Consider the following 21,754-nt stretch of genomic DNA (forward strand, 5'->3'; position numbering starts at 1 on the left):
ATGCAACTGGAATCCGTCAAAACCATCCTCGGCGACGTACTGAGCCTGGGTCCGTCCGCACAGACGCTTACGCGCGACTCGGCCCTGCTGGGCAGCATCCCCGAGCTCGACTCAATGGCGGTGGTGCAGCTGCTGGCCGCGCTGGAAGAGCATTACGGCTTCAGCATCGAGGACGACGACATCAGCGCCCATACTTTCGCCACCGTCGGCAGCCTGACCGACTTCGTCACCGACAAGATGGCCGCATGAACCACGTGGCGCCCGAAGCGTTCTTTTTACCGGCCGACAACGACATTGGCGACGGGCAGCGCTATTGCCTGTACCAGCCGGCGGTCGGCGAGTGCCGAGGCGCCTTGGTCTACGTGCCGCCGTTCGCAGAAGAAATGAACAAATCGCGGCGCATGGCCGCTTTGCTGGCGCTGGAGCTGGCGCGGCACGGCATCGCCAGCTTGCGCGTCGACCTGCACGGCTGCGGCGACAGCAGCGGCGATTTCGCCGACGCCCGCTGGGAAAGCTGGCGCGACGATGTCGGTCTGGCCAGCGCCTGGCTGGAACGGCGCAGCGGCCACCGGCCCGCGCTGCTCGGGCTGCGTCTGGGCGCGCTGTTGGCGATGGATTACGCCGCCAACATCGAGCCGGACCGGGCGCCGCGTCAACTCATATTGTGGCAACCCGTACTGGACGGCGCCACCGCGCTGACGCAATTCCTGCGCCTGCGCATGGCCGGCGCGATGATGAGCGCAACAGGCGCGGCCGAGAACTCAACCGCCGCGCTGCGGACGATGCTGGCGGCCGGGCAATCGCTCGAGGTCTCCGGCTACGACCTGTCGCCGCAACTCGCGCTTGCCATCGATGGCCTGAAACTGGCGCCGCTGGGCAGGGCTGGCTGCGCGCTGCACTGGTTCGACATCGGCCAGCCGGAACGCGCGACGTCACCGGCCAGCGACAAGGCGCTGGCGGGGCTGCGCGGGCGCGGCGTCGAGGTGGAGCTGACCCGTATTGACGGTCCCGCCTTTTGGGGCGCCCAGGAAATCGCGACCTGCCCGGCGCTGCTGGAAGCGACCGCCTCGCTGGCTCCCTGGTTGGCAATGGAGAGCGCCGATGCGCTATGAAGATCAAGCCGTGGCCTTCCGCTGCGCCGGCGAACAACTGTACGGCGTGCTGAGCCTGCCTGAGCAACCATCGCCGCGCGGCGTGCTGATCATTGTCGGGGGACCACAATACCGCGCCGGCAGCCATCGCCAGTTCACATTGCTGGCGCGCACGCTGGCCGCGCGCGGCATTCCGGTGCAGCGCTTCGACTATCGCGGCATGGGTGACAGCGACGGCGCGCAGCGCGATTTCAGCGATGTCGAGCTCGACGTGCGCGCTGCCGTCGATCATTTCATGGCGGCTGTTCCGGGCATGCGCGAAGTGGTGCTGTGGGGACTATGCGACGGCGCCTCGGCGGCGCTGTTTTACGCCAGCCAGGACGCCCGCGTACGCGGCCTGGTGCTGCTTAACCCGTGGGTGCGCACCGAAGCTGGCGCCGCGCGTGCCACGCTCAAGCATTATTACCGGGGCCGCCTGTTGCAGGGCGAGCTGTGGCGCAAACTGTTCAGCGGGCAGTTCGACGCCGGCGCCGCATGGCGTTCGCTGCGCCAACTGCTGGCCGCGAGCAGCGCCGGCGCCAAGCCAGCGGTTGCCGCCGACAATCCTCCGGCCGACCTGCCCTCGCGCATGTTGGCGAGCTGGTCGCGCTTCAAGGGACCGGTATTGCTGATTTTGAGCGGCGCCGACCTGACGGCCAGGGAATTCACCGACCTGGCCGACGCCTCGCCCGCCTGGCAGCAGCTGCTGGCGCGCAGCGGCACCACACGACACGAACTCGACGAAGCCGACCACACTTTTTCCCGCCGCGTCTGGCGCGACCAGGTCGCCGACTGGACTGCAAACTGGGTGTACAAATGGTAGAGACGGCAACGTCCAAAACAGTGCTGATGATCGCCTTCCACTATCCGCCGATGCGCGGCAGCAGCGGCATACAACGCACGCTGAAATTCTCGCAATACCTGCCGGAATGGGGCTGGCAGCCGGTGATCCTGTCGGCGCATCCGCGCGCCTACAGCAATCCCGGCGACGACCAGATGGGCGAAATCCCGGCTGACGTGCCGGTATGCCGCGCGTTCGCGCTCGACACCGCGCGCCACCTGTCGCTGCGCGGGCGTTACTCCGGCCTGATGGCGCTGCCCGACCGCTGGGTCTCATGGCTGCTGGGCGCGGTGCCGGCGGGACTGCGGCTGATCCGTCAGCACCGGCCGCAAGTGCTGTGGTCGACCTATCCGATCGCCACCGCCCACCTGATCGCCTACGTACTGCAGCGCCTGTCCGGCCTGCCCTGGGTGGCCGACTTGCGCGACCCGATGACCGATGTCGGTTATCCGGAAAATCCGCTGACGCGCAAGGTCTACCTGTGGATAGAGCGCCGCACGATCGAGCGCTGCACGGTGGCCGTGTGCACGACGCCGGGCGCGATCCAGACGTATCGGCAACGCTTCCCCCACCTGCCCGCCGATCGCTTCCGCCTGGTTGAAAACGGCTACGACGAGGAGAATTTCCTCGACGCCCAGCGCACTGGCGCTGCGGGCACCGTCGCGACGCCGTCCGCCGGCCGTCCGCTGGTGTTGCTGCACAGCGGCGTCATCTATCCGTCAGAGCGCGATCCGGCGCCTTTGTTCGCCGCCATGGCCGCGCTGCGCCGACAAGGCCTGATCGGCCCCGATACGCTCAAACTGGTGCTGCGCGCCACCGGTCACGACGCTTTCCTGGCCGGATTGCTGGCGAACTATGGACTGGAAGACATGGTGACCATCGCGCCGCACCAGCCCTACCGCGCCGCGCTGACGGAAATGCTCACCGTCGACGCGCTGCTGATCTTGCAGGCGTCGAACTGCAATCATCAGATTCCCGCCAAACTCTATGAATATCTGCGTGCCAGCCGGCCGATCCTGGCGTTGACCGACGCCGCCGGCGACACCGCCGCCACCCTGCGTGCATCCGGGATCGACACGATCGCCGCGCTCGATTCCGAGGAGGACATCATGCAAACACTGCCGCGTTTCCTGTCGCTGGTGCGCGAAGGCAAGGCGCCCTTGCCGCCGGCCGCCGTGGTCGCCGCCCATTCGCGCCACGCCCGCAGCGCCGTGCTGGCGCAGTTGCTCGACGATGTGGCCGGCGCCCCGGTGGCGTTCAAGGCCGGTGCGGCGGCGGCATGAGGCGCGCACCTTCGTCACTGGCGCCGCTGCTGGTCGCGGCGCTGCTGCTGGCCGGCGCGACGGGCGACTCCCAGGCCGCGCCAAAGAAGTTGTGCGGTTACATCGCCAACTCTTTCGGCCCGTTCGACTACAACGACCCGGGCAATGTACAGAATATCGCCATGGTCGAGCCGCACCACTTTCCCGAAGAGGTGGAGCTTGGCATACGCGGCGCCACCGGCCCGCTCGGCAGCGACATCGACTACACCTTGCGCGCCATTCCCAACCATCCGCGCGCGCTGGCGACGATGGCGCGCGTGGGCGTGCGCGACAAGGTCACGCAACTGCCTGGCGCCCAGTTCCCGGTCGAGTGTTATTTCGTGCGGGCGATGGAATTCCAGCCGGCCGATCCTGCCGTACGCGCCACCTACGCCACCTATCTGATGGCGCTCGGCAAGCTCGACATGGCCCGCGATCAGCTGCGCGAGGCGGTGGCGCTGGCGCCGGAAGACCCCACTTATAACTACAACCTCGGCCTGGTGTACTACAAGACCAAGCAATTCAAGGAAGCCAATGAATACGCGCACAAGGCCTATGCGCTCGGCTTTCCGCTGCCAGGCCTCAAGCAGCTACTCGTAACGGCCGGAAAATGGCAGGAACCAACGCCATGAACGAATCCGCCGCCGGCCACATTGTCGGCGGAGCGGCCGCCCATATGGCCGGCGACTTTGCGCGCCAGCCAACGGTCGGCGCCGCGCGCGTCGTGCTGTGGCGCTTGCTAGCGTTGATCCCGCTAGCGCTGCTGGCGATGCTCTTGCCGCACTATCCGTTCTGGCCGCTGGCGGCAACGCTGGTTGTGGCGGCCTACGCGGCACTGCTCTGGTGGCGCCCGGCGCTGTGGCTGCTGTTGGTGCCGGCCGCGCTGCCGTGGCTGGACTTCAGCACCTGGACCGGATGGTTGTTTGTCGATGAGCTCGACCTGATGCTGCTGGCAACGGCGGCGGTCGGCTACTGGCGGCTGGCGCCATGCCACCGCACCGGTAAACTTCCCACCATCGCCAAGCTGTTGCTGGCTGCCGTGACCGCCACCACCGCCGTCGCGGCAGTGCGAGGGCTACTGCCGGCGGAAGCGCTGGACTTGAACGCCTTCGCCAGCTACAACACCCACTACAACAGCTTGCGCGTGGCCAAGGGGCTCGCCTGGGCGCTGGTGCTGTTGCCGCTGCTGACCCGCAGCGTGGGTCCCGAACTGTCCCGGCTGCGCACGCTGCTGGTGCCCGGCATGTTGCTCGGTTTGCTCTGCACGGCGCTGATCCAGGGCTGGGAACGCCGTCTGTTTCCGGGCCTGCTCAACTTTTCCAGCGACTACCGGCCGACCGCGTCGTTCTCGGCCATGCACACCGGCGGCGCCGCGCTCGACGCCTTTCTGGCGCTGAGCTTTCCGTTCGTCGCGTGCTGGTTGCTGGGCAAAGCCAAGCCCTGGCAACTCGGCGCCGCGCTGGCGCTGCTGCTCGTGGGCCTGTTCACCGGCTTCACCACCTTCTCGCGCGACGTCTGGCTTGCATACGCCGGCTCCGGCGTCGTGATCGGCTGTCTGGTCTGCGGTCCGCAAGTTGTAGCCGGCAAGGTGCGGCCGGGAGTCTTGCTGGCAGTGGCGGTGTTGCTCGCAGTGATCAGCGTGCTGCTGATGCGATCGTTTTCCACCGGCGGCTACCGCACGCTCGGCGCCTTGCTCATTTTGCTGGGCGCCACCTTGCTGACGGGCGGGCTGCCGCGCGCGGCCGGCCGCGTCTTGCAGCCGCGCTATTTGTTATGGGTCGGCGCGGCCATCGCCGCCCTGCTCCTACTGGACCTGACGCTGTTCATCGCGCTGCGCAAACTCCCCGTGCCGGGCTGGGCGAAGGCGCCCTACCTGTCGCTGGCGGCCGCCGGGTTTGCCGCAGGGCTGGCGGGCGTCGCCGCGCTGGCCGGCCCGCACGCCTGGCGGCAGCACGCCACGGCGTTGACGCTTGGCACCTACCCGGTCCTCGCACTCGCCTGCTTGCTGGTGGCTCGTCATTGGGGCGGCATGCCTGCCGCGCTGGACGCGGCCTGGGTGGTTGGGCTGTGCGGCGTGATCTGCGCCGTGAGCCTGCTGTTCCACCAGCCGCTTTGGCACATCGGCCGCGCCAGCGTGACGTTCGGCGCGGGCGCGGCGGCGCTGCTGGCGATGGCTATTCCGGTGCTCGGCAGCTCCTACATGGGCGAGCGCTTGAGCACGGTGCAACAGGATTGGGAACTGCGCACCCGCCACTGGGAGGAAGCCTTGCACATGATGCCGGACGACTTGCCGACCACCTTGTTCGGCGCCGGGCTCGGCAGCTATCCGCGCACTTACTACTGGGGCAACACGCTGGGCATCCGCCCGGGCAGTTTCCGCTACGAGACTGACCTGATCGGCAACAATTTCCTGCGTCTTGCCGCGCCCGTCCACCCGCTCGGCTACGGCGAAGTGCTGCGTCACCTGCAACACGTGCGTCTGGAGCCGAATACCAACTATCGCATATCGCTGGACGTCAAACGCAGCGATCCCAAGGCTGTCGTGTGGATGGCCGTGTGCGAGCGCTGGCTGCTTTATCCGCAGACGTGCGTATCGCCCGTGGTCAAGCTCGTCTCGGCTGACGACCGCTGGCAACACTTCGAGTTGGACTTTTACAGCGCGGGCATGGGCCAACGCCACGGCTTGCTGTCGCGGATACCGGGCGCGCAGGCGCCGGTGCAACTGGAACTGGCCAGCGGCGACCAGGGCGGCGTAATCGACATCGACAACGTCAGCGTGCGCGCGCGCGACGGCGGGCCCGAACTGCTGCGCAATGGCGACTTCACGGCCGGCCAGGCGGGCTGGTTCTTCACCAGCGACCGCGATCACTTGCCGTGGCATATCAAGAACTTTTACATTCACACGTACTTCGAACAGGGCTGGGTGGGTTCGGTGGCGATGGCCTTGCTGCTGCTGTACGCGGCCGGCCGCATGACGGGCAGCGCCTGGCATGGCCGGGTCGATGCGGCGGTGTTCCTGGCGGCGCTGACCGGAGCGTTACTGGTCGGTGGCTTCGACAGCCTGTTCGATGTGCCCAAGGTGCAGTTGCTCTTTTTCCTCGTGCTGGCGGCGGGCTTGACGCGGCCGCGCCGACGGGTCGCGGCAGGCGTTAAGCGAACTGGTAGCGCATATTGATGTGGGCGATGCCCGCTTCGAAGAACTCACCGCCTTCGACGGTAAAGCCGTGGCGCTGGTAGAAAGGCGCCGCGTGCGTCTGCGAACTGAGCACGACTTCCCGGTCGCCGCGCGCCATGGCCTGCGCCATCAGCGTTTGCAGCAACGCGCCGCCGACACCCGTGCCGCGCGCGCCCTTGCGCACCGCCATGCGGCCGATGTGGCCGTCTGGCAGCAGCCGGCCGGTGCCGATCGGCATTCCGGCGGCATCGTACGCCACGGCATGCAGGCAGACGGCGTCCATGTCGTCCATTTCCAGCTCGGCGGGGACTTTTTGTTCTTCGACGAAGACTTCAAAACGGATGGTTTTGGCATCCCTGTTCAGGACGCTCCAGTCTCCGCAACGGATATCGTAGTATGGGTGGTCGGTCATTCGCGTGGCATCTGATTGATTGGTCCAGGATTGTCGCACGCGAGATGCTGTTCGAGGAAGTCCACGAACACGCGCACCTTGGCCGAACTCGCCAGCCGCTGCGGATACACCGCCCAGACATTGGCCTCTTGCGTGTACGCCGGCAAAATTTGCACCAGTTGTCCCCGATCCAGATACGCCTGCGCATCCCAGCGCGAGCGCAGCACGATACCGGCGCCGGCCACCGCCCATTGCAACGCGATCTCGCCATGGTTGGTCGACAGCGGGCCGGTCACTTTGACCACGCCCTCTTCGTCCGCGCTGCGCAGGCGCCAGACGCCGAACGGCAAATCGCGCTCCTTGATCGGCAGGCAATCGTGGGCCTCCAGCTCGCGCAGGGTTTGCGGCGTGCCGCGCCGCGTCAGATAGGCTGGCGAGGCGCACAGGATGCGGTAATTGGTCATCAGCCGGCGCGCGATCAGCTGCGGCGCGATCTCGTCGCCGATGCGCACGTCGATGTCGAAGCCTTCGCTGACGATGTCGACCAGGCGGTCGAACACCTCCAGCCGCACCTGTAGCGACGGATGCCCGGCCGCCAATGCGGCGATCGCCGGGGCGACGACGTTGCGTCCGAAACCGAAACTGCTGCTGACGCGCAGTTGCCCACGTGGCACGCCCTGCCGCTCGGCGACCTCGTCGAACAGGCTGTCCAGACTGGCGAGTATCGTCAGCGCCCTTGCGTAGACCTGCTCGCCATCATCGCTGACGACAACCCGCCGCGTGGTGCGGTGGAACAGGCGCACGCCCAGCGCTTCCTCCAGCAGGCCGATCCGCTTGCTGACATAGGCCGGCGACATGCCCAGCTCCTCGGCAGCCGCGACAAAACTGGCCTTGCGCACGACGGTGGCGAACACCCGCAAGTCGTTGTTCTCGATATTTTTATTCATGGACACTGTTCACGCTACGTGTTTTATGAGATCACAATTGGACACATTTTAAACGAGACCGGGCGCGTTATGCTGTCACCCATCGAACAACACAGGGGAAGCCTCATGAAAACGCACAAAATCGCGGTCATCGCCGGCGACGGCATCGGCAAGGAAGTCATGCCCGAGGGCATACGGGTGGTCGAGGCGGCGGCGAAGCGCTTCGACATCGGCATCGAATGGACCACCTTCGAATGGGCCAGTTGCGATTATTACGTCAAGCACGGAAAGATGATGCCGGACGACTGGTTCGAGCAGCTCAAGGGCTTCGACGCGATCTTTTTTGGCGCGGTGGGCTGGCCGGACACGGTGCCCGACCATATTTCGCTGTGGGGATCGTTGCTGAAGTTCCGCCGCCAGTTCGACCAGTACGTGAACCTGCGGCCGGTGCGGCTGATGCCGGGCGTGCCATGTCCTTTGGCGAACAAGCAGCCGGGCGATATCGATTTCTATATTGTTCGCGAAAATACCGAGGGCGAGTATTCCTCAGTCGGCGGCAAGATGTTCGAGGGCACCGACCGCGAATTCGTGTTGCAGGAGTCGGTATTTACGCGCACCGGCGTCGACCGCGTGCTGAAGTATGCTTTCGAGCTGGCGCAAAGCCGGCCGAAGAAACATCTGACGTCGGCCACCAAGTCGAACGGTATTTCGATCAGCATGCCTTACTGGGACGAACGCTTTGCCGTCATGGGCGAGGCGTACCCGGAGATCCGCCGCGACCAGTACCACATCGATATTTTGTGCGCGCGTTTCGTGCTGTCGCCGGAACGCTTCGATGTGGTGGTGGCGTCGAATCTATTTGGCGATATCTTGTCGGATCTGGGACCGGCGTGCACCGGGACGATCGGCATCGCGCCGTCGGCGAATTTGAACCCGGAGCGGACCTGGCCGTCGTTGTTCGAGCCTGTGCATGGATCGGCGCCGGATATTTACGGCAAGAATATCGCCAATCCGGTGGCCATGATCTGGTCCGGCGCGATGATGCTGGACTTTTTGGGCGGTGGCGAGGGCAAATACCGCGCGGCGCATGACGCGATTGTCGCGGCCATCGAGTCGAGTATCCAGGATGGCGCCCGCACGCCCGATTTGGGCGGGACCGCGGATACGACCGCAGCGGGCGAAGCCATAGCGGCGGCGTTGGGGTGAAACTGGCGTGGCCGGTTGGCGAAGCTCGCCGACCGGCCCGCGTGACTTCAACTGATTATTTGGCCGCGATTACGCCGCAGGCCAGTCGCGCGCCGGAATTGCCGGTCGGTTGCGTGACCATGTCGTCCGGCGCCGCGTGGACGATCACCGAGCGGCCGATGGCGTTGGCCGGGTTGCCTTCGGTCAGGTTGATCTGGGTCAGCGGCACCTTCACATCCAGCTCGGCCACGCCCTTGTCGTTCGCATTCAGGTTGCCGAAGTCGCCGCCGTGGTGGGCCGCTTTCGCCGGATCGCCGTGCTGGGTCGTCGACGGGTTGAAGTGTCCGCCGGCGCTGGTGCCGTCCGGCGCGGAGCAGTCGCCCTTTTCATGGATGTGGAAGCCGTGCAGGCCTGGCGTCAGTCCTTCGATGCGCGCCTTGACGCGCAAGCTGTCCTTGTCCTGTTCGAAACTCACCGTGCCGGTGACCTTGTTGCCGGCGGTCGCCTTCAGCGGTGCCTCGGCGGTCGTGCTCGCGGCGAAGGCGGTCGATGCCGCCAGCAGGGACAAACTCATCATGCAGCGCACTAGGGTGATCTTCTTCATATATTTCCTATCTTCAAGAGAGTATTTCGATGCGTACAGCAGAGCGTAGGCTACGCCGGTTTGGTCGCTTCGACAACACTCGTAATGTAGAGTGTGTGACACAATTCACTCATCAGACCAGCTTGACGAGTTGCTTGCCGAAATTCCGTCCCGCCATCAGGCCGATGAAGGCCTCCGGCGCCGACGCCAGTCCCTGCGCCACCGATTCCCGATACTTGAGCTTGCCATCGGCGACCAACCCGCCCAGTTCCTGCAAGCCCTGCCCCCAGAACTCCATGTGCTCGGTGATGATGAAGCCGCGCAATGTCAGACGGTTGATCAGCAGCTGACGCGAGTTCTTGATCGACAGGTCGGCGCCGGCGAAACCGGCGATGATGCCGCACAGCGCGATGCGCGCGAAGGCGTTGGTGCGCGCCAGCGACGCGTCCAGCACGGCGCCGCCGACGTTCTCGAAGATGCCGTCAACGCCGTCCGGCGTGGCCGCTTCCAGATCCTGTTCCAGGTTGCCGGCCTTGTAGTCGATACAGGCGTCGAATCCAAGTTCATCGACGACATAAGCGCATTTGTCCGCGCCGCCGGCAATGCCGACCGCGCGGCAGCCGCGCAACTTCGCCAATTGTCCGACCACGCTGCCCACCGTACCGCTGGCGGCCGACACGACAATCGTCTCGCCCGGTTTGGACGCCATGATCTGGTTGAAACCGTACCACGCCGCCATGCCCGGCATGCCGACCGCGCCCAGATACGCCGACAGCGGAATCTTAGAAGCAACTGACGGGTCGAGCTTGCGCAGCATGGCGCCGTCGGACACGCCCATTTCGCTCCAGCCCAGCACGCCGCCGACAAAATCGCCAGGTTGATAACGGGGGTTGCGCGACGCCAGCACTTGGCCGACCGTGCCGCCGATCATGGTTTCATCGAGCGCCTGGCAGTCGGCGTAGCTTTTCGACGCGCTCATGCGCCCGCGCATGTACGGGTCCAGCGACAGATAGTGATTGCGTATCAAAACCTCGCCGTCGGCCAATTCCGGCACCGGCACTGTTTCTAGACGGAAGTTTTCTGGTAGCACAGCTCCGCGCGGACGCGAAGCGAGGACGATGCGCTGGTAGCTCGATGGGATATCCATTCAGACCTCGTAATCCATGCATTGGCGCTGGTCGCGCACGGCGCCGAAGAACGGCTTGATCGCCACGTGGTCAGGGTGCTCCTGATAGGCGTCGAGCGCGGCCTTGTCCGTGAACTCGGAATACAAAATCACATCGTAGGTCGCTTCCAGGCCCGGCTGCGCCAGTGCCGCTTCAAACTTCAGGATGCCCGGCACCAGACTGGCGCAGCCGTCCAGCATCGCCTTCATCCTGGCGGCATTGGTGAGACGGTCGCCGCCCTCGGCGTGTTCTTTCAGTTTCCACATTACGATGTGTTTCAGCATTTCTATTCCTTGTTAAAACCACGCGTCCTGCATATCGAGCGTGGTGGTGTCCACGCTGGCCAGCAGCTCCAGCTGCTGCGCCACCTTCGGCAGCTCCCAGCGGAAGAAGAAACGGCAAGCCTGCAGCTTGCCGCGATAAAAGTCGACATCCTGCGCACCGGCCTCCGGCAGCGCGCGCGCCGCCAGCAACGCCTGCTGAAGCCAGATCCACGCCAGCACGACGTGGCCGACCGCTTCCAGATACGCGCTGGCGTTGGCCAGCGTTTTGTTCATGTCGCCGACAGCATACAGGCTCTGCGTTACTTGTTCCACTGCCTGCCATGCCGTATCGAGCGCGTCGGCGTGGGCCAGCAGTTCGGTGGCGATGTCATTGGCCGCTTCGGCCGATAGCTGCGCTGTGGCGGCGCCGACCGTGCCCGGCGCGACCACGCCGCCACGCACCTTGCGCACCGTGCGCCGCAATTCGGCGCCGAAGGCCTTGAACAGCGCGCCGTCCTGCGTCGCCACTTTGCGGCCCAACAAGTCGAGCCCGTGGATGCCATGCGTGCCCTCGTGGATGGCATTGAGGCGGTTGTCGCGGTAGAACTGTTCGACGTTGTACTCGCGCGTGTAGCCGTAGCCGCCGTGCACCTGTATCGCCAGGCTGTTGGCCTCGACACACCACTGCGACGGCCACGACTTGGTGATCGGTGTCAGGAAATCGAGCAAGCGACCGGCATGCTCGCGCGCTTCCGGCGTCTCGGCGGTGCGCTGCTCGTCGACCAGGCGCGAGCAATACAGCACCAGTCCCAGCGCGCCTTCGACATACGCCTTCTGCGCCAGCAACATGCGGCGCACGTCGGTGTGCTCGATGATCGTCAGTTGCGGCTGCGCGGGGTCCTTCTGCGCCGGATGTCGGCCTTGCGGACGGTTGCGCGCATAGTCGAGCGCGTGCAGATAGCCGGTATAACCGAGCACCGCCGCACCGAGGCCGACGCAGATACGCGCGTCGTTCATCATATGGAACATGTTGGCCAGCCCCTGGTGCGCGGTGCCGACCAGGTAACCGATCGCCCCGCCCTTGCCCAGCGGCTTGAACTTGCCCTCGCCGAAGTTGAGCAGGCAATTGGTGGCGCCGCGATTGCCCATCTTGTGGTTCAGGCCGGCCAGCACGACGTCGTTGCGCTCGCCGGCGCTGCCGTCCTCGTTGACCAGGAACTTGGGCACGATAAACAGCGAGATGCCCTTGACGCCTGGGATCAGCTTGCCATCCGGGCCGGGAATCTTTGCCAACACCAGATGGACGATGTTGTCCGACAGTTCGTGCTCGCCGGCGGTGATCCACATCTTGTTGCCGCTGAGGCGGTACTGGCGTTCGCCGTCCACGCCGTCCACCGGATCGGGCTCGGCGCGGGTGGTAATGTCCGACAGGCTGGAACCGGCCTGCGGCTCGGACAGGCACATGGTGCCGAAATAGCGCCCGGCGAACATCGGATCGGCGTAGCGCCGCACCTGCTCCGGCGTGCCGCACTTGAGCAAGGTGCCGGCGTTGCTGGTGGTCAGGAAGGTGTACGACGTGGTGCTGACGTTGGCGGCGGTGAAGTAGCACGCCAGCGTTTTTTCCACCACGCACGGCAGCTGCATGCCGCCGCGCTCGTAATCCTGTCCCGACGCCATCAGGCCTGCCGCCGAATAGGCGTCCAGGGCCACCTTCACCTCGGGAATCATGCTGACGTTCAGGCAGTGCTCGCCGGGAACCGCGTGCGGCTCGTGGCTGTCGCTTTTCTTGTTATGCGGTTCGAACAGATCGGCGGCCAGCTGCGCGGCCGTGTCGATCGCGGCGTCGAAGGTTTCGCGGTTGTGGTCCTGGAACCGCGCTCGGCTGGTCAGCGATTCCACGTCCAGCCATTCGTACAACATGAAGTCGATGTCGCGGCGCGACAGCAGTTTCGATTGCATGGCCTCAGACCACTTCAAACAGGCCGGCCGCGCCCTGGCCGCCGCCGATGCACATGGTCACCACCACGTATTTGACGCCGCGCCGCTTGCCTTCCAGCAGCGCGTGGCCGGTCAGTCGCGCGCCGGAGACGCCGTAAGGATGGCCGACGGCGATCGCGCCGCCGTTGACGTTGAGGCGGTCCATCGGAATGCCCAGCTTGTCCGCGCAATACAGCACCTGCACGGCAAAGGCTTCGTTCAGTTCCCACAGGCCAATGTCCTCGACCTTGAGGCCGGCCTTCTTGAGCAGCTTGGGAATCGCGAACACCGGGCCGATGCCCATCTCGTCCGGTTCGCAGCCGGCCACGGCGAAGCCACGGAAGATGCCGAGCGGCGCCAGCCCCTTGGCGGCGGCCGTCTGCGCGCTCATGACGATGGCCATCGAGCCGCCGTCGGAGAACTGGCTGGCATTGCCAGCGCTGATCACGCCACCGGGCACGGCGCTGCGAATCTTTGCCACGCCGTCGTAGGTGGTGTCGGCGCGGATGCCTTCGTCGGCCGAGATTGTCACCTCACGGCTCAGCAACATGCCCGATTCCTTGTCGGCCACGCCCATGATCGTGGTCATGGGCACGATTTCAGCGTCGAACAGTCCGGCGGCCTGGGCGGCGGCGGCGCGCTGCTGGCTTTGCACGCCGTAGTGATCCTGGCGCTCGCGGCTGATGTTGTAGCGCCTGGCGACCGTTTCGGCCGTCTGCAGCATCGGCCAATACAGCTCCGGCTTGTGCTCGGACAGCCACACTTCCTTGTACATATGGGTGTTCATTTCCTGCTGCACGCACGAGATCGACTCGACGCCGCCGGCGGCGTAGATGTCGCCCTCGCCGGCGATGATGCGTTGCGCGGCGGTGGCGATGGTTTGCAAGCCGGACGAGCAGAAACGGTTGATGGTCATGCCGGCGGTGGTGACCGGGCAACCGCCGCGCAGCGCGATCTGGCGCGCGATATTTCCGCCGGTGGCGCCTTCCGGATTGGCGCAGCCGACCAGCACATCCTCGACCTCGCCGGGCTCGATGCCGGCGCGCGCGATTACCGCCTGCAGCACGTGGCCGCCCAGAGTGGCGCCATGGGTCATGTTGAACGCGCCCTTCCATGATTTGGCAAGCCCGGTGCGGGCGGTCGAAACGATGACGGCATCAATCATGAACATCTCCTGTAAATTATTTTAGTCGGGCCAGAATAGCATATTTAGTACGACCGTTCTTAATTCTATTTGTCAGTTTCGCGTAAGTTTGAAGCAAGCATGACGTAAGGTTCGACGGCCACACTGCGTTCAGGCTGACGGAGTCATAACTATCGCGGCTAGTGAAGTTCAAATAATTACAGGAGACATATATGGCAACCCCAACAGGCACTGCAGACCTGCGCAATCCGCCCAAATCGACGGTGATCACACCGGAAGAACGCAAGGTGATTTTCGCCTCGTCGCTGGGCACGGTCTTTGAATGGTACGATTTCTATCTGTACGGCGCGCTGGCGTCGATCATCGCCAAGCAGTTCTTCATCGGCGACCCCACCACCACCTTTATTTTCGCGCTGCTGGCGTTTGCCGCCGGCTTCATCGTGCGTCCGTTCGGCGCGCTCGTGTTCGGCCGCCTGGGCGACATGATCGGCCGTAAGTACACCTTCCTGATCACCATCCTGATCATGGGCGCGTCCACCTTCATCGTCGGCCTGTTGCCGGGCTACGCGGCGATCGGCATCGCCGCGCCGATCATCCTGGTCGCCCTGCGTATTTTGCAGGGCCTGGCGCTGGGCGGCGAGTATGGCGGCGCTGCCACCTACGTTGCCGAGCACGCCCCTAACGGCAAGCGCGGCTCGTTCACCGCCTGGATTCAAACCACCGCGACCCTGGGCCTGTTCCTGTCGCTGCTGGTGATCCTGGGCACCCGCACCGCCATCGGCGAAGAAGCGTTCAACGCCTGGGGCTGGCGCGTGCCGTTCCTGGTGTCGGTGCTGCTGCTGGGCGTCTCGGTGTGGATTCGCCTGTCGATGAACGAATCGCCGGCATTCGCCAAAATGAAGGCCGAAGGCAAAACCTCGAAGGCGCCGCTGAGCGAAGCCTTCGGTCAGTGGAAAAACCTGAAGATCGTCATCCTGGCGCTGATCGGCCTGACGATGGGCCAGGCCGTGGTCTGGTACACCGGTCAGTTCTACGCGCTGTTCTTCATGACGCAAACGCTGAAGATCGATAGCGCGACCGCCAACATCATGACCGCGATCTCGCTGGCCCTGGCCACGCCGTTCTTCATCATCTTCGGCATGCTGTCGGACAAGATCGGCCGCAAATGGATCATCCTGGGCGGTTGCCTGATCGCTGCCGCGACCTACTTCCCGCTGTTTGGCGCGCTGACCCACTACGGCAACCCTGCGCTGGAAACCGCGTTGAAGAATTCGCCAGTTGTGGTGGTCGCCGATCCAGCATCGTGCCACTTCCAGTTCAACCCGACCGGCACCAGCAAGTTCCCATCGTCGTGCGACATCGCCACCGGTATCCTGTCGAACGCCTCGGTCGCCTATACCAAGGAAGCGGCGCCTGCCGGCACCGTTGCCAAGATCAAGATCGGCGACAAGGAAGTGCCAGCGTTCAACGCTGTTATGACGCCTGACGGCCTGAACTTCGACGCCGACAGCAAGAAGGCCGAAGCGGCGCTGAAGAAAGATGTCGCCGCTGCGGTCAAAGTCGCCGGCTACCCAGCCAAGGCCGACGAGTCGCAGATGAACAAGCCTATGATGATCGCCATTCTGTTCATCCTGGTGCTGTATGTGACGATGGTGTACGGCCCGATCGCCGCGATGCTGGTTGAAATGTTCCCGACCCGCATCCGTTACACCTCGATGTCCCTGCCTTACCACATCGGTAACGGCTGGTTCGGCGGTCTGCTGCCGACGATCTCGTTCGCGCTGGTCGCGTTCAAGGGCGACATCTATTACGGCCTGTGGTATCCGATCATCATCGCCCTGATCACCGTTGTGATCGGCGCGCTGTTCGTCCGTGAAACCAAGGACAACAACATCTACGCCAACGACTAAGGCTGGCGCGCCAAGGCGCACAAAGGCCGGGTTCCGCTGAGCGGGCCCGGCTTTTTTTACGTCTGCTCATGCTTCCCGAGTTCGAGCGGGTGGTTAATCTCATCTTTTCGTCGCATCAATTATGACGTCGGCGCCTCATATCGCGCTCAGGGCTGCCAGCAGTTCAATCTTGTTGCACACGCCCAGCCCGCCATAGGCGTTTTTCAGATAGCTGCGCACTGTCGCCGGCGTCAGGCCCATCAATCTCGCGATTTCCTTGTACGAGTGGCCGCGCGCGTACAGCATCGCCGCACTCAGCTCGCGTGGCGAGACCTGCAACGCGCGCGTCGCGCCGTCCACCAGCGACAGCATTGCCAACGGTCCGCTCCGCTCCAGCAGCAACCGGCCTCCGGCCAGCGCGATGCTGCATGGCGCCTGTGACAGCCCGTCGATCATCCTCGGCGGCAGCATGGTCCCCTGCCAATTGGCGTATGCGCTCCCCAGCAGCCGGCCGACACCGCCACCCAGGAACGACAGCCGTCCGTGCATGTCCGAGATCGCCAGCGAGGCCAGCGACGTTGCCTTGCTCGTCGCGCGCAGATCCGCCAAGCGGTATCCCCAGTGTTGCAGCAAGTGCCGGCTGAACGCATGGAACAGCGTGCTCTCAAGATCACTGAACGGCGAACGCGGACAGTTGCGGTAAAGGCAGACGAAAAACAGCAAGCCGCTGCCCGGCAATTCCTCGGTGATCGCCATGATGGTGCGCAGTCCGTGCCGCTCGACGAACGCCGCCATGTCCTGCGCGTCGTCCGGACACTCGCCGCCGTCCTCGCGCATCACCACGCCCAGGCCCTCCATCGACGCGCGGGCGAAGCCGTCGGACGCGGCCACCGTCCGATTCCATTCCTGCGCGAAGTCGCCGCTCAGGCCTATGCTTGCGTGCATCAGGTTGCGCGGCGCCCGTGCGGCCGTGCCGGGACACACCTCGCCCCACCAGGCGGAATCGAAGCCGATGCAGCGCCGTAGTATCAACAGGGACTCGCGCAGAAAATCCTCCGGCCCGACGTTGCGCGCCAGCTCGCCCAGCGCCAGCAGCGCGCCGCTGAACGCCAGGTACGCCGGACGCGGCACTGCGGCAACCGCCCCGCAGCCCGTCTTGATCGATGGATGTTGGTCCCGCACACGCCCTCCCCGTATCGCCGCGCCCTAATCCCCCCGCATCTGCGGAGGGCCGCGCCGGCGCACCAGCTTGTAGTATCGATGATATCAGGCCACCTGATAAATATCATCCAATAACGATAAAAGGAGACTCAACATGGCAATCATTCACAGCACGGTCGCACGGGCCGGCGCACTGGCGCTCGCCTGCGGCGCGGCACTATCGACCGCAATGCTCGGCGGCTGCGGCGACAACAACGCCCACGCGGCCAACGTAGCCGGATTCAAGGAAGTGTCGCTCGGCACTTCCTTTTGGGATGTCACTGCGGCGCCGCCCGCCGGCGCGGCCGCCGGTGACATCCTGCAGGCCCAATTGCGCACCGACGCACCGCCCGGCGTCAAGGCCTGGGACGTGGTCTATGTCTCGGAGATTCAACCGGGCAAACTGGCCTATGTATCGGGGGAAATTTACATCCCCAGCGGGTCGGCGGGCGGCCAGCGTGACGTGGTGCTGTGGAACCATGAGACCGCCGGCCTGGCCGACGCCTGCGCGCCATCGCGGCGCAGCCGGGTCGAAGCCGGACACGAGCGTGCACCCGCGCTCGAGGCGCTGCTGGCCAAAGGCTATGTGGTGGTCATGAGCGACTACCCGGGACTCGGCCTGCCGGGCCCCGCCTTCTACATGGCCGGCCAGCCGAACGCCCGCGCCTCGCTCGACATGTTGCGCGTGGCGCAGAAGTTCAGCGAAGCTAACGCCTCGCGCCGCTACGTGATGTATGGCTGGTCGCAAGGCGGCCAGACCACGATGTGGGCGGAGAATATCGCCGCCACTTACGCGCCGGAATTCACCGGCCTGGGCGCGGCGCTGATGGCGCCTGCCGTGCGCATCAAGGACCTGACCCTGAACTCGATGACCACCACGGAAAACGCCGGCTACGTGATCTCGACCCTGCCGGGCATCCAGGCTTACTTCCCGACGCTGAAATACCGCGATTTCCTGACGCCGGAAGCGATGGAACAGTTGCCCGTGCTGGCGGCGGGCTGCTTCGACGTCTGGAGCGCCGCCGCAGGCGTCAAGGATGCCTATGTGCCGGGCGCCTTGTCCACCGGCACGCCATGGTGGACGGCGATGACGGCGGTCGACAACTTCACCCCACGCGGTTCGATGCCGTTCAAGATCTATCAGGGATCGGCCGACACCACCACTCCGGTCTCCTTGACCAAGCGCGAACGCGCGGCCCTGTGCAGCGCCGGGTCGGCGGTCGATTACCAGGAGTTCCCTGGACTTGACCATGGCGCGGTGGTCGGGGAAGCGGCCAAGGTGTTGCCGGCCTGGTTCGAGGAACGCTTCAGCGGACGCGCCGCCGCCAGCAATTGCGGCGCGCCATAACCGGCAACGCCGCCGCCGGACCCCAAAAAAAAGCCGCCATCGCTGGCGGCTTTAAGGCTGAACCCACTTGTAGTTATACGGTGCCTGTTAGGCCTTGCGGCGACGCGCGATGGCGCCGACCAGTGCCAGGCCGCCCAACATCATGGCGTAGGTTTCCGGCTCCGGTACCGGGGTGACGGTGCTGTCGGTAAATTCGACGCGCAGGCCGGTCGGGTTGCCGCTGTTTTGCGCCCAGTTGGTCACCACGAAGTCCAATTTATTGACGCCGTCGATGAAGCCGCCGTTCGAAGTGAACGCGCTCCAGCCCGTGAAGCCGCTGGCGCTGGAAATCAATTGATTGTTCAGCAGCACCACCACCGAGTTGTCGGCGGCCATGCGGGCGCTGAAGCTGGCGCTGTCGGCCTTGAAGCCGGTCAGGTCGAACGACAGCGAATACGTATAGGTGCCGGCGCTCCAGGCGTCGAAACTTTGCCCTTGGTTGCCGGTCGGCGTGATCCATTTGGAAGTGGCGTCGTTGGCCATCCATGGATTGATCGGCCACTGGTTGTCGAAGGTGATGACCGGGGCGGTGTTGGAAATCGTGGTGTCGCTGCTGGCCGCGCTCAGCGTGTAGTGGGAATCTGCGGTGCCGTTGGCGCCGAAGCCGGTGTTAATCAGACCGTTGATGCTGGCCGCTTGGGCGGTCGAGAATGCGCTGATGGCGAGTACTGCGGAAATGATGATGCGTTTCATAGATGCCTCAAAAAAAGAAAAAGTTGGGTGGTCACGTGGGCATCGATCGGGATGCCGTTTTGCTCACGTTGCGACTCGAACCGTTTTTTAGGGCTCAGATGAAAGTTGTGCTTTCGAGAATTATACTTAAGTTTCAAAGAAAATGCTCACATGCTATGAAATTTTCCTCATGGCATGTGTGCATCTGACAACATCAGCGTTATTCAGCGGGCGCTTAGCCGTTAAATCCCTTGCCCTCGGCGGCCAGCCGCACCAGCAGCGGCGCCGGCTGCCAGGCCTCGCCGTGGTGACCCTGCGCATACTTGTTGATGGCCGCCAGCACATTCGGCAGCCCGACGGTGTCGGCGTAGAACATCGGCCCGCCACGGAACAGCGGGAAGCCATAACCGGTCAGATACACCATGTCGATATCGGAGGCGCGCAGGGCGATGCCCTCCTCCAGGATGTTGGCGGCCTCGTTCACCAGCGCGTACACCAGCCGCTCGACGATCTCCTGGTCGGAGATCTTGCGCCGGGTGATGCCGAGCTCGGCCGAATGGGCGACGATCATCGCGTCGACCTCGGCGTTCGGGTAGGCCTTGCGGTCGCCGGCCTTGTAGTCGTACCAGCCGCCGCCGGTTTTCTGGCCGTAGCGGCCCATCTCGCACAGCAGGTCGGCGGTTTTCGAATAACTGATCTCGGGCTTCTCGACATAGCGGCGTTTGCGGATGGCCCAGCCGATATCGTTGCCGGCCAGGTCGGCCATGCGGAAGGGTCCCATGGCCCAGCCGAACTTCTCGGCGGCCTTGTCGACCTGTTCGGGCAGCGCGCCCTCTTCCAGCAGGAGGCCGGCCTGGCGGCTGTACTGCTCGATCATGCGGTTGCCGATGAAACCGTCGCAGACACCGGAGACGACGCCGGTTTTCTTGAGCTTTTTCGACAGGGCCAGCGCGGTGGCCAGCACGTCCTTGCCGGTCTGCGCGCCGCGCACGATCTCCAGCAGCTTCATCACGTTGGCCGGGCTGAAGAAGTGTGTGCCGACGACGTCCTGCGGACGCTGGGTGAAGCTTGCGATCCGGTCGACATCCAGCGTGGAGGTATTGGTGGCCAGGATCGCGCCCGGCTTCATCACCTCGTCGAGCCTGCGGAACACCGCCTCCTTGACGCCCATTTCCTCGAACACGGCCTCGACGACGATATCGGCGTCGGCGATGTCCTCGTAAGCCAGCGTGCCGCTGACCAGGGCCATGCGCTGTTCGAATTTCTCCTGCGTCAGCTTGCCCTTCTTCATCGTGCTTTCGTAATTCTTGCGGATCGTGGCCAGGCCCTTGTCCAGCGCTTCCTGTTTGGTCTCAAGCAGCTTGACCGGGATGCCGGCGTTGAGGAAGTTCATGGCGATGCCGCCGCCCATCATGCCGGCGCCGATCACGGCCGCCTGTTTGATCGTGCGCACCGGCGTATCGGCAGGCACGTCCGGCACCTTGCTGGCGACACGCTCGGCAAAGAAGGCGTGGCGCAGCGCCTTGGACTCGGTGGTCTGGATCAGGTACATGAAGCGCTCGCGCTCGAACTTGATGCCGTCCTCGAATTTCATCGTCACCGAAGCGGCCACCGTCTCAACGCACTCGAGCGGCGCCGGGAACGGGCCGGCCATGGCTTTGACCGTGTTGCGCGAGAACTGCAGGAACGCTTCGTGGTTCGGGTAGTCGACCTTGCGCTCGCGCACCTTCGGCAGCGGCCGCACATCGGCGATCTTTTCGGCGAAGGCGATCGCCGAGGCCAGCAAGTCGGCGTCGGCCGCGAATACCGCGTCGAACAGCGCGGTGCCGGCCAGCTTGTCGGACGCGACCGGCGTGCCGGACACGATCATGTTGAGCGCCATCTCCAGACCCAGCACGCGCGGCAGCCGTTGTGTGCCGCCGGCGCCCGGCAGCAGGCCGAGCTTGACTTCCGGCAGGGCGATCTGCGCGCCCGGCATGGCGACCCGGTAGTGGCAGCCGAGCGAAAGCTCCAGGCCGCCACCCATGCATACCGTGTGGATGGCCGCCACCACCGGTTTGGTCGAGCTTTCCGCCGTGGCGATCAACGTGTGCAGGCTCGGTTCGGCCAGCGCCTTGGGTGAATTGAATTCCTTGATGTCGGCGCCGCCCGAGAACGCCTTGCCCGCGCCGGTGATGACGATCGCCTTGACCGCGTCGTCCGCCAGCGCTTGCTGGATGCCTTTGACGGCGGCGGTGCGGGTAGCCAGGCCCAGTCCGTTGACTGGCGGATTGTTGAGGGTGACGACGGCAACGGCGCCGTGGACGTGATATTCAGCGGTCATGTCTCTTCCTTATTGTTGTGTTAAACGGAACAAACCCACTATACCGTAAAAAAGAACGATCGTACCGAAAAATCGCGCCTACGCGCGCAGGCTTTTGAAAGCGGCGACGGCGCTTCTAAACGCGGAGAAAGTATCGCAGCAAGTGGAAAATAAGGTACACCGCAAGGCATGAATTGATGGCTCAGCTTGTTTTCTAACTTG

Annotated in this window: 19 protein-coding genes; 9 read left to right on the forward strand and 10 right to left on the reverse strand. The window is 64.6% G+C overall.

Translation table 11 applies throughout. The features are described from left to right. The 6 genes from ACZ0BA_RS08965 to ACZ0BA_RS08990 are packed head-to-tail and all read left to right on the forward strand — an operon-like array spanning nucleotide 1 to nucleotide 6,447. Entirely contained in the window at nucleotides 1-249 is a 249-nt protein-coding gene (locus tag ACZ0BA_RS08965; protein ID WP_463450939.1) for an acyl carrier protein, read from the forward strand. Continuing rightward, the gene (locus ACZ0BA_RS08970; protein ID WP_463450940.1) at nucleotides 246-1,112 is read left to right on the forward strand and encodes a hydrolase 2, exosortase A system-associated; all 867 of its coding nucleotides are present in this window, start codon (nucleotides 246-248) and stop codon (nucleotides 1,110-1,112) included. Before ACZ0BA_RS08965 ends, ACZ0BA_RS08970 begins: the two co-directional genes overlap by 4 nt. Beyond that, nucleotides 1,102-1,953, forward strand: a complete 852-nt coding sequence (locus ACZ0BA_RS08975; RefSeq protein WP_463450941.1) for a hydrolase 1, exosortase A system-associated — start codon at nucleotides 1,102-1,104, stop codon at nucleotides 1,951-1,953. Before ACZ0BA_RS08970 ends, ACZ0BA_RS08975 begins: the two co-directional genes overlap by 11 nt. Then, nucleotides 1,947-3,254, forward strand: a complete 1,308-nt coding sequence (locus ACZ0BA_RS08980) for a glycosyltransferase (RefSeq protein ID WP_463450942.1) — start codon at nucleotides 1,947-1,949, stop codon at nucleotides 3,252-3,254. Before ACZ0BA_RS08975 ends, ACZ0BA_RS08980 begins: the two co-directional genes overlap by 7 nt. After that, nucleotides 3,251-3,904 carry a tetratricopeptide repeat protein gene (locus ACZ0BA_RS08985; RefSeq protein ID WP_463450943.1) on the forward strand — a complete coding sequence of 218 codons (654 nt, stop codon included), beginning with the start codon at nucleotides 3,251-3,253 and terminating at the stop codon, nucleotides 3,902-3,904. Before ACZ0BA_RS08980 ends, ACZ0BA_RS08985 begins: the two co-directional genes overlap by 4 nt. Then, nucleotides 3,901-6,447 carry a hypothetical protein gene (locus tag ACZ0BA_RS08990; RefSeq protein ID WP_463450944.1) on the forward strand — a complete coding sequence of 849 codons (2,547 nt, stop codon included), beginning with the start codon at nucleotides 3,901-3,903 and terminating at the stop codon, nucleotides 6,445-6,447. Before ACZ0BA_RS08985 ends, ACZ0BA_RS08990 begins: the two co-directional genes overlap by 4 nt. On the opposite strand, the gene ACZ0BA_RS08995 is transcribed toward ACZ0BA_RS08990, so the two are convergent. Then, on the reverse strand, nucleotides 6,422-6,859 hold the full coding sequence (locus ACZ0BA_RS08995) for a GNAT family N-acetyltransferase (protein WP_463450945.1): 438 nt from the start codon (nucleotides 6,857-6,859) through the stop codon (nucleotides 6,422-6,424). The genes ACZ0BA_RS08990 and ACZ0BA_RS08995 overlap by 26 nt on opposite strands. Beyond that, nucleotides 6,856-7,785: a LysR substrate-binding domain-containing protein gene (locus ACZ0BA_RS09000; protein ID WP_463450946.1), complete on the reverse strand. Its 930-nt coding sequence runs from the start codon at nucleotides 7,783-7,785 to the stop codon at nucleotides 6,856-6,858. The genes ACZ0BA_RS08995 and ACZ0BA_RS09000 overlap by 4 nt, the downstream gene beginning before the upstream one ends. Nucleotides 7,786-7,890: 105 nt before the next feature. On the opposite strand from ACZ0BA_RS09000, the gene ACZ0BA_RS09005 reads away from it, so the two are divergent. After that, nucleotides 7,891-8,970, forward strand: coding sequence for a tartrate dehydrogenase (locus ACZ0BA_RS09005; protein ID WP_463450947.1), 1,080 nt, complete (start codon nucleotides 7,891-7,893; stop codon nucleotides 8,968-8,970). Nucleotides 8,971-9,025: 55 nt separating this feature from the next. Here the strand turns inward: ACZ0BA_RS09005 and ACZ0BA_RS09010 are convergent, their stop codons facing one another. The 5 genes from ACZ0BA_RS09010 to ACZ0BA_RS09030 all read right to left on the reverse strand — a co-directional run bounded on the left by ACZ0BA_RS09010 (nucleotide 9,026) and on the right by ACZ0BA_RS09030 (nucleotide 14,103). Further along, nucleotides 9,026-9,553 (reverse strand): superoxide dismutase family protein, encoded by a 528-nt coding sequence (locus ACZ0BA_RS09010; protein ID WP_463450948.1) that lies wholly within the window; start codon nucleotides 9,551-9,553, stop codon nucleotides 9,026-9,028. Nucleotides 9,554-9,665: 112 nt separating this feature from the next. Then, nucleotides 9,666-10,673, reverse strand: a complete 1,008-nt coding sequence (locus ACZ0BA_RS09015) for an NADP-dependent oxidoreductase (RefSeq protein WP_463454732.1) — start codon at nucleotides 10,671-10,673, stop codon at nucleotides 9,666-9,668. Nucleotides 10,674-10,679: 6 nt separating this feature from the next. Beyond that, entirely contained in the window at nucleotides 10,680-10,982 is a 303-nt protein-coding gene (locus tag ACZ0BA_RS09020) for a Dabb family protein (RefSeq protein ID WP_463450949.1), read from the reverse strand. Nucleotides 10,983-10,994: 12 nt separating this feature from the next. Then, the gene (locus tag ACZ0BA_RS09025; protein WP_463450950.1) at nucleotides 10,995-12,920 is read right to left on the reverse strand and encodes an acyl-CoA dehydrogenase; all 1,926 of its coding nucleotides are present in this window, start codon (nucleotides 12,918-12,920) and stop codon (nucleotides 10,995-10,997) included. Between the two features lie 4 nt (nucleotides 12,921-12,924). Further along, nucleotides 12,925-14,103 carry an acetyl-CoA C-acyltransferase gene (locus tag ACZ0BA_RS09030; RefSeq protein ID WP_463450951.1) on the reverse strand — a complete coding sequence of 393 codons (1,179 nt, stop codon included), beginning with the start codon at nucleotides 14,101-14,103 and terminating at the stop codon, nucleotides 12,925-12,927. Between the two features lie 191 nt (nucleotides 14,104-14,294). Between ACZ0BA_RS09030 and ACZ0BA_RS09035 the strand changes: the two genes are divergently transcribed. Next, entirely contained in the window at nucleotides 14,295-15,992 is a 1,698-nt protein-coding gene (locus tag ACZ0BA_RS09035) for an MFS transporter (RefSeq protein ID WP_463450952.1), read from the forward strand. A 135-nt stretch (nucleotides 15,993-16,127) separates the two neighbouring features. Here ACZ0BA_RS09035 and ACZ0BA_RS09040 read toward each other — a convergent pair whose 3' ends face one another. Further along, a complete protein-coding gene (locus ACZ0BA_RS09040; protein ID WP_463450953.1) occupies nucleotides 16,128-17,153 on the reverse strand; it encodes a helix-turn-helix transcriptional regulator in 1,026 nt (341 codons plus the stop codon). A 133-nt stretch (nucleotides 17,154-17,286) separates the two neighbouring features. Between ACZ0BA_RS09040 and ACZ0BA_RS09045 the strand changes: the two genes are divergently transcribed. Then, nucleotides 17,287-18,519, forward strand: a complete 1,233-nt coding sequence (locus ACZ0BA_RS09045) for a lipase family protein (protein ID WP_463450954.1) — start codon at nucleotides 17,287-17,289, stop codon at nucleotides 18,517-18,519. An 87-nt stretch (nucleotides 18,520-18,606) separates the two neighbouring features. Here ACZ0BA_RS09045 and ACZ0BA_RS09050 read toward each other — a convergent pair whose 3' ends face one another. Both ACZ0BA_RS09050 and ACZ0BA_RS09055 read right to left on the reverse strand, forming a co-directional pair. After that, nucleotides 18,607-19,251, reverse strand: coding sequence for a PEPxxWA-CTERM sorting domain-containing protein (locus ACZ0BA_RS09050; RefSeq protein ID WP_463450955.1), 645 nt, complete (start codon nucleotides 19,249-19,251; stop codon nucleotides 18,607-18,609). Nucleotides 19,252-19,465: 214 nt separating this feature from the next. Then, nucleotides 19,466-21,553, reverse strand: a complete 2,088-nt coding sequence (locus ACZ0BA_RS09055; RefSeq protein WP_463450956.1) for a 3-hydroxyacyl-CoA dehydrogenase NAD-binding domain-containing protein — start codon at nucleotides 21,551-21,553, stop codon at nucleotides 19,466-19,468. Between the last annotated feature and the right edge of the window lie 201 nt (nucleotides 21,554-21,754).

The sequence above is a fragment of the Duganella sp. AC917 genome (assembly GCF_979258245.1).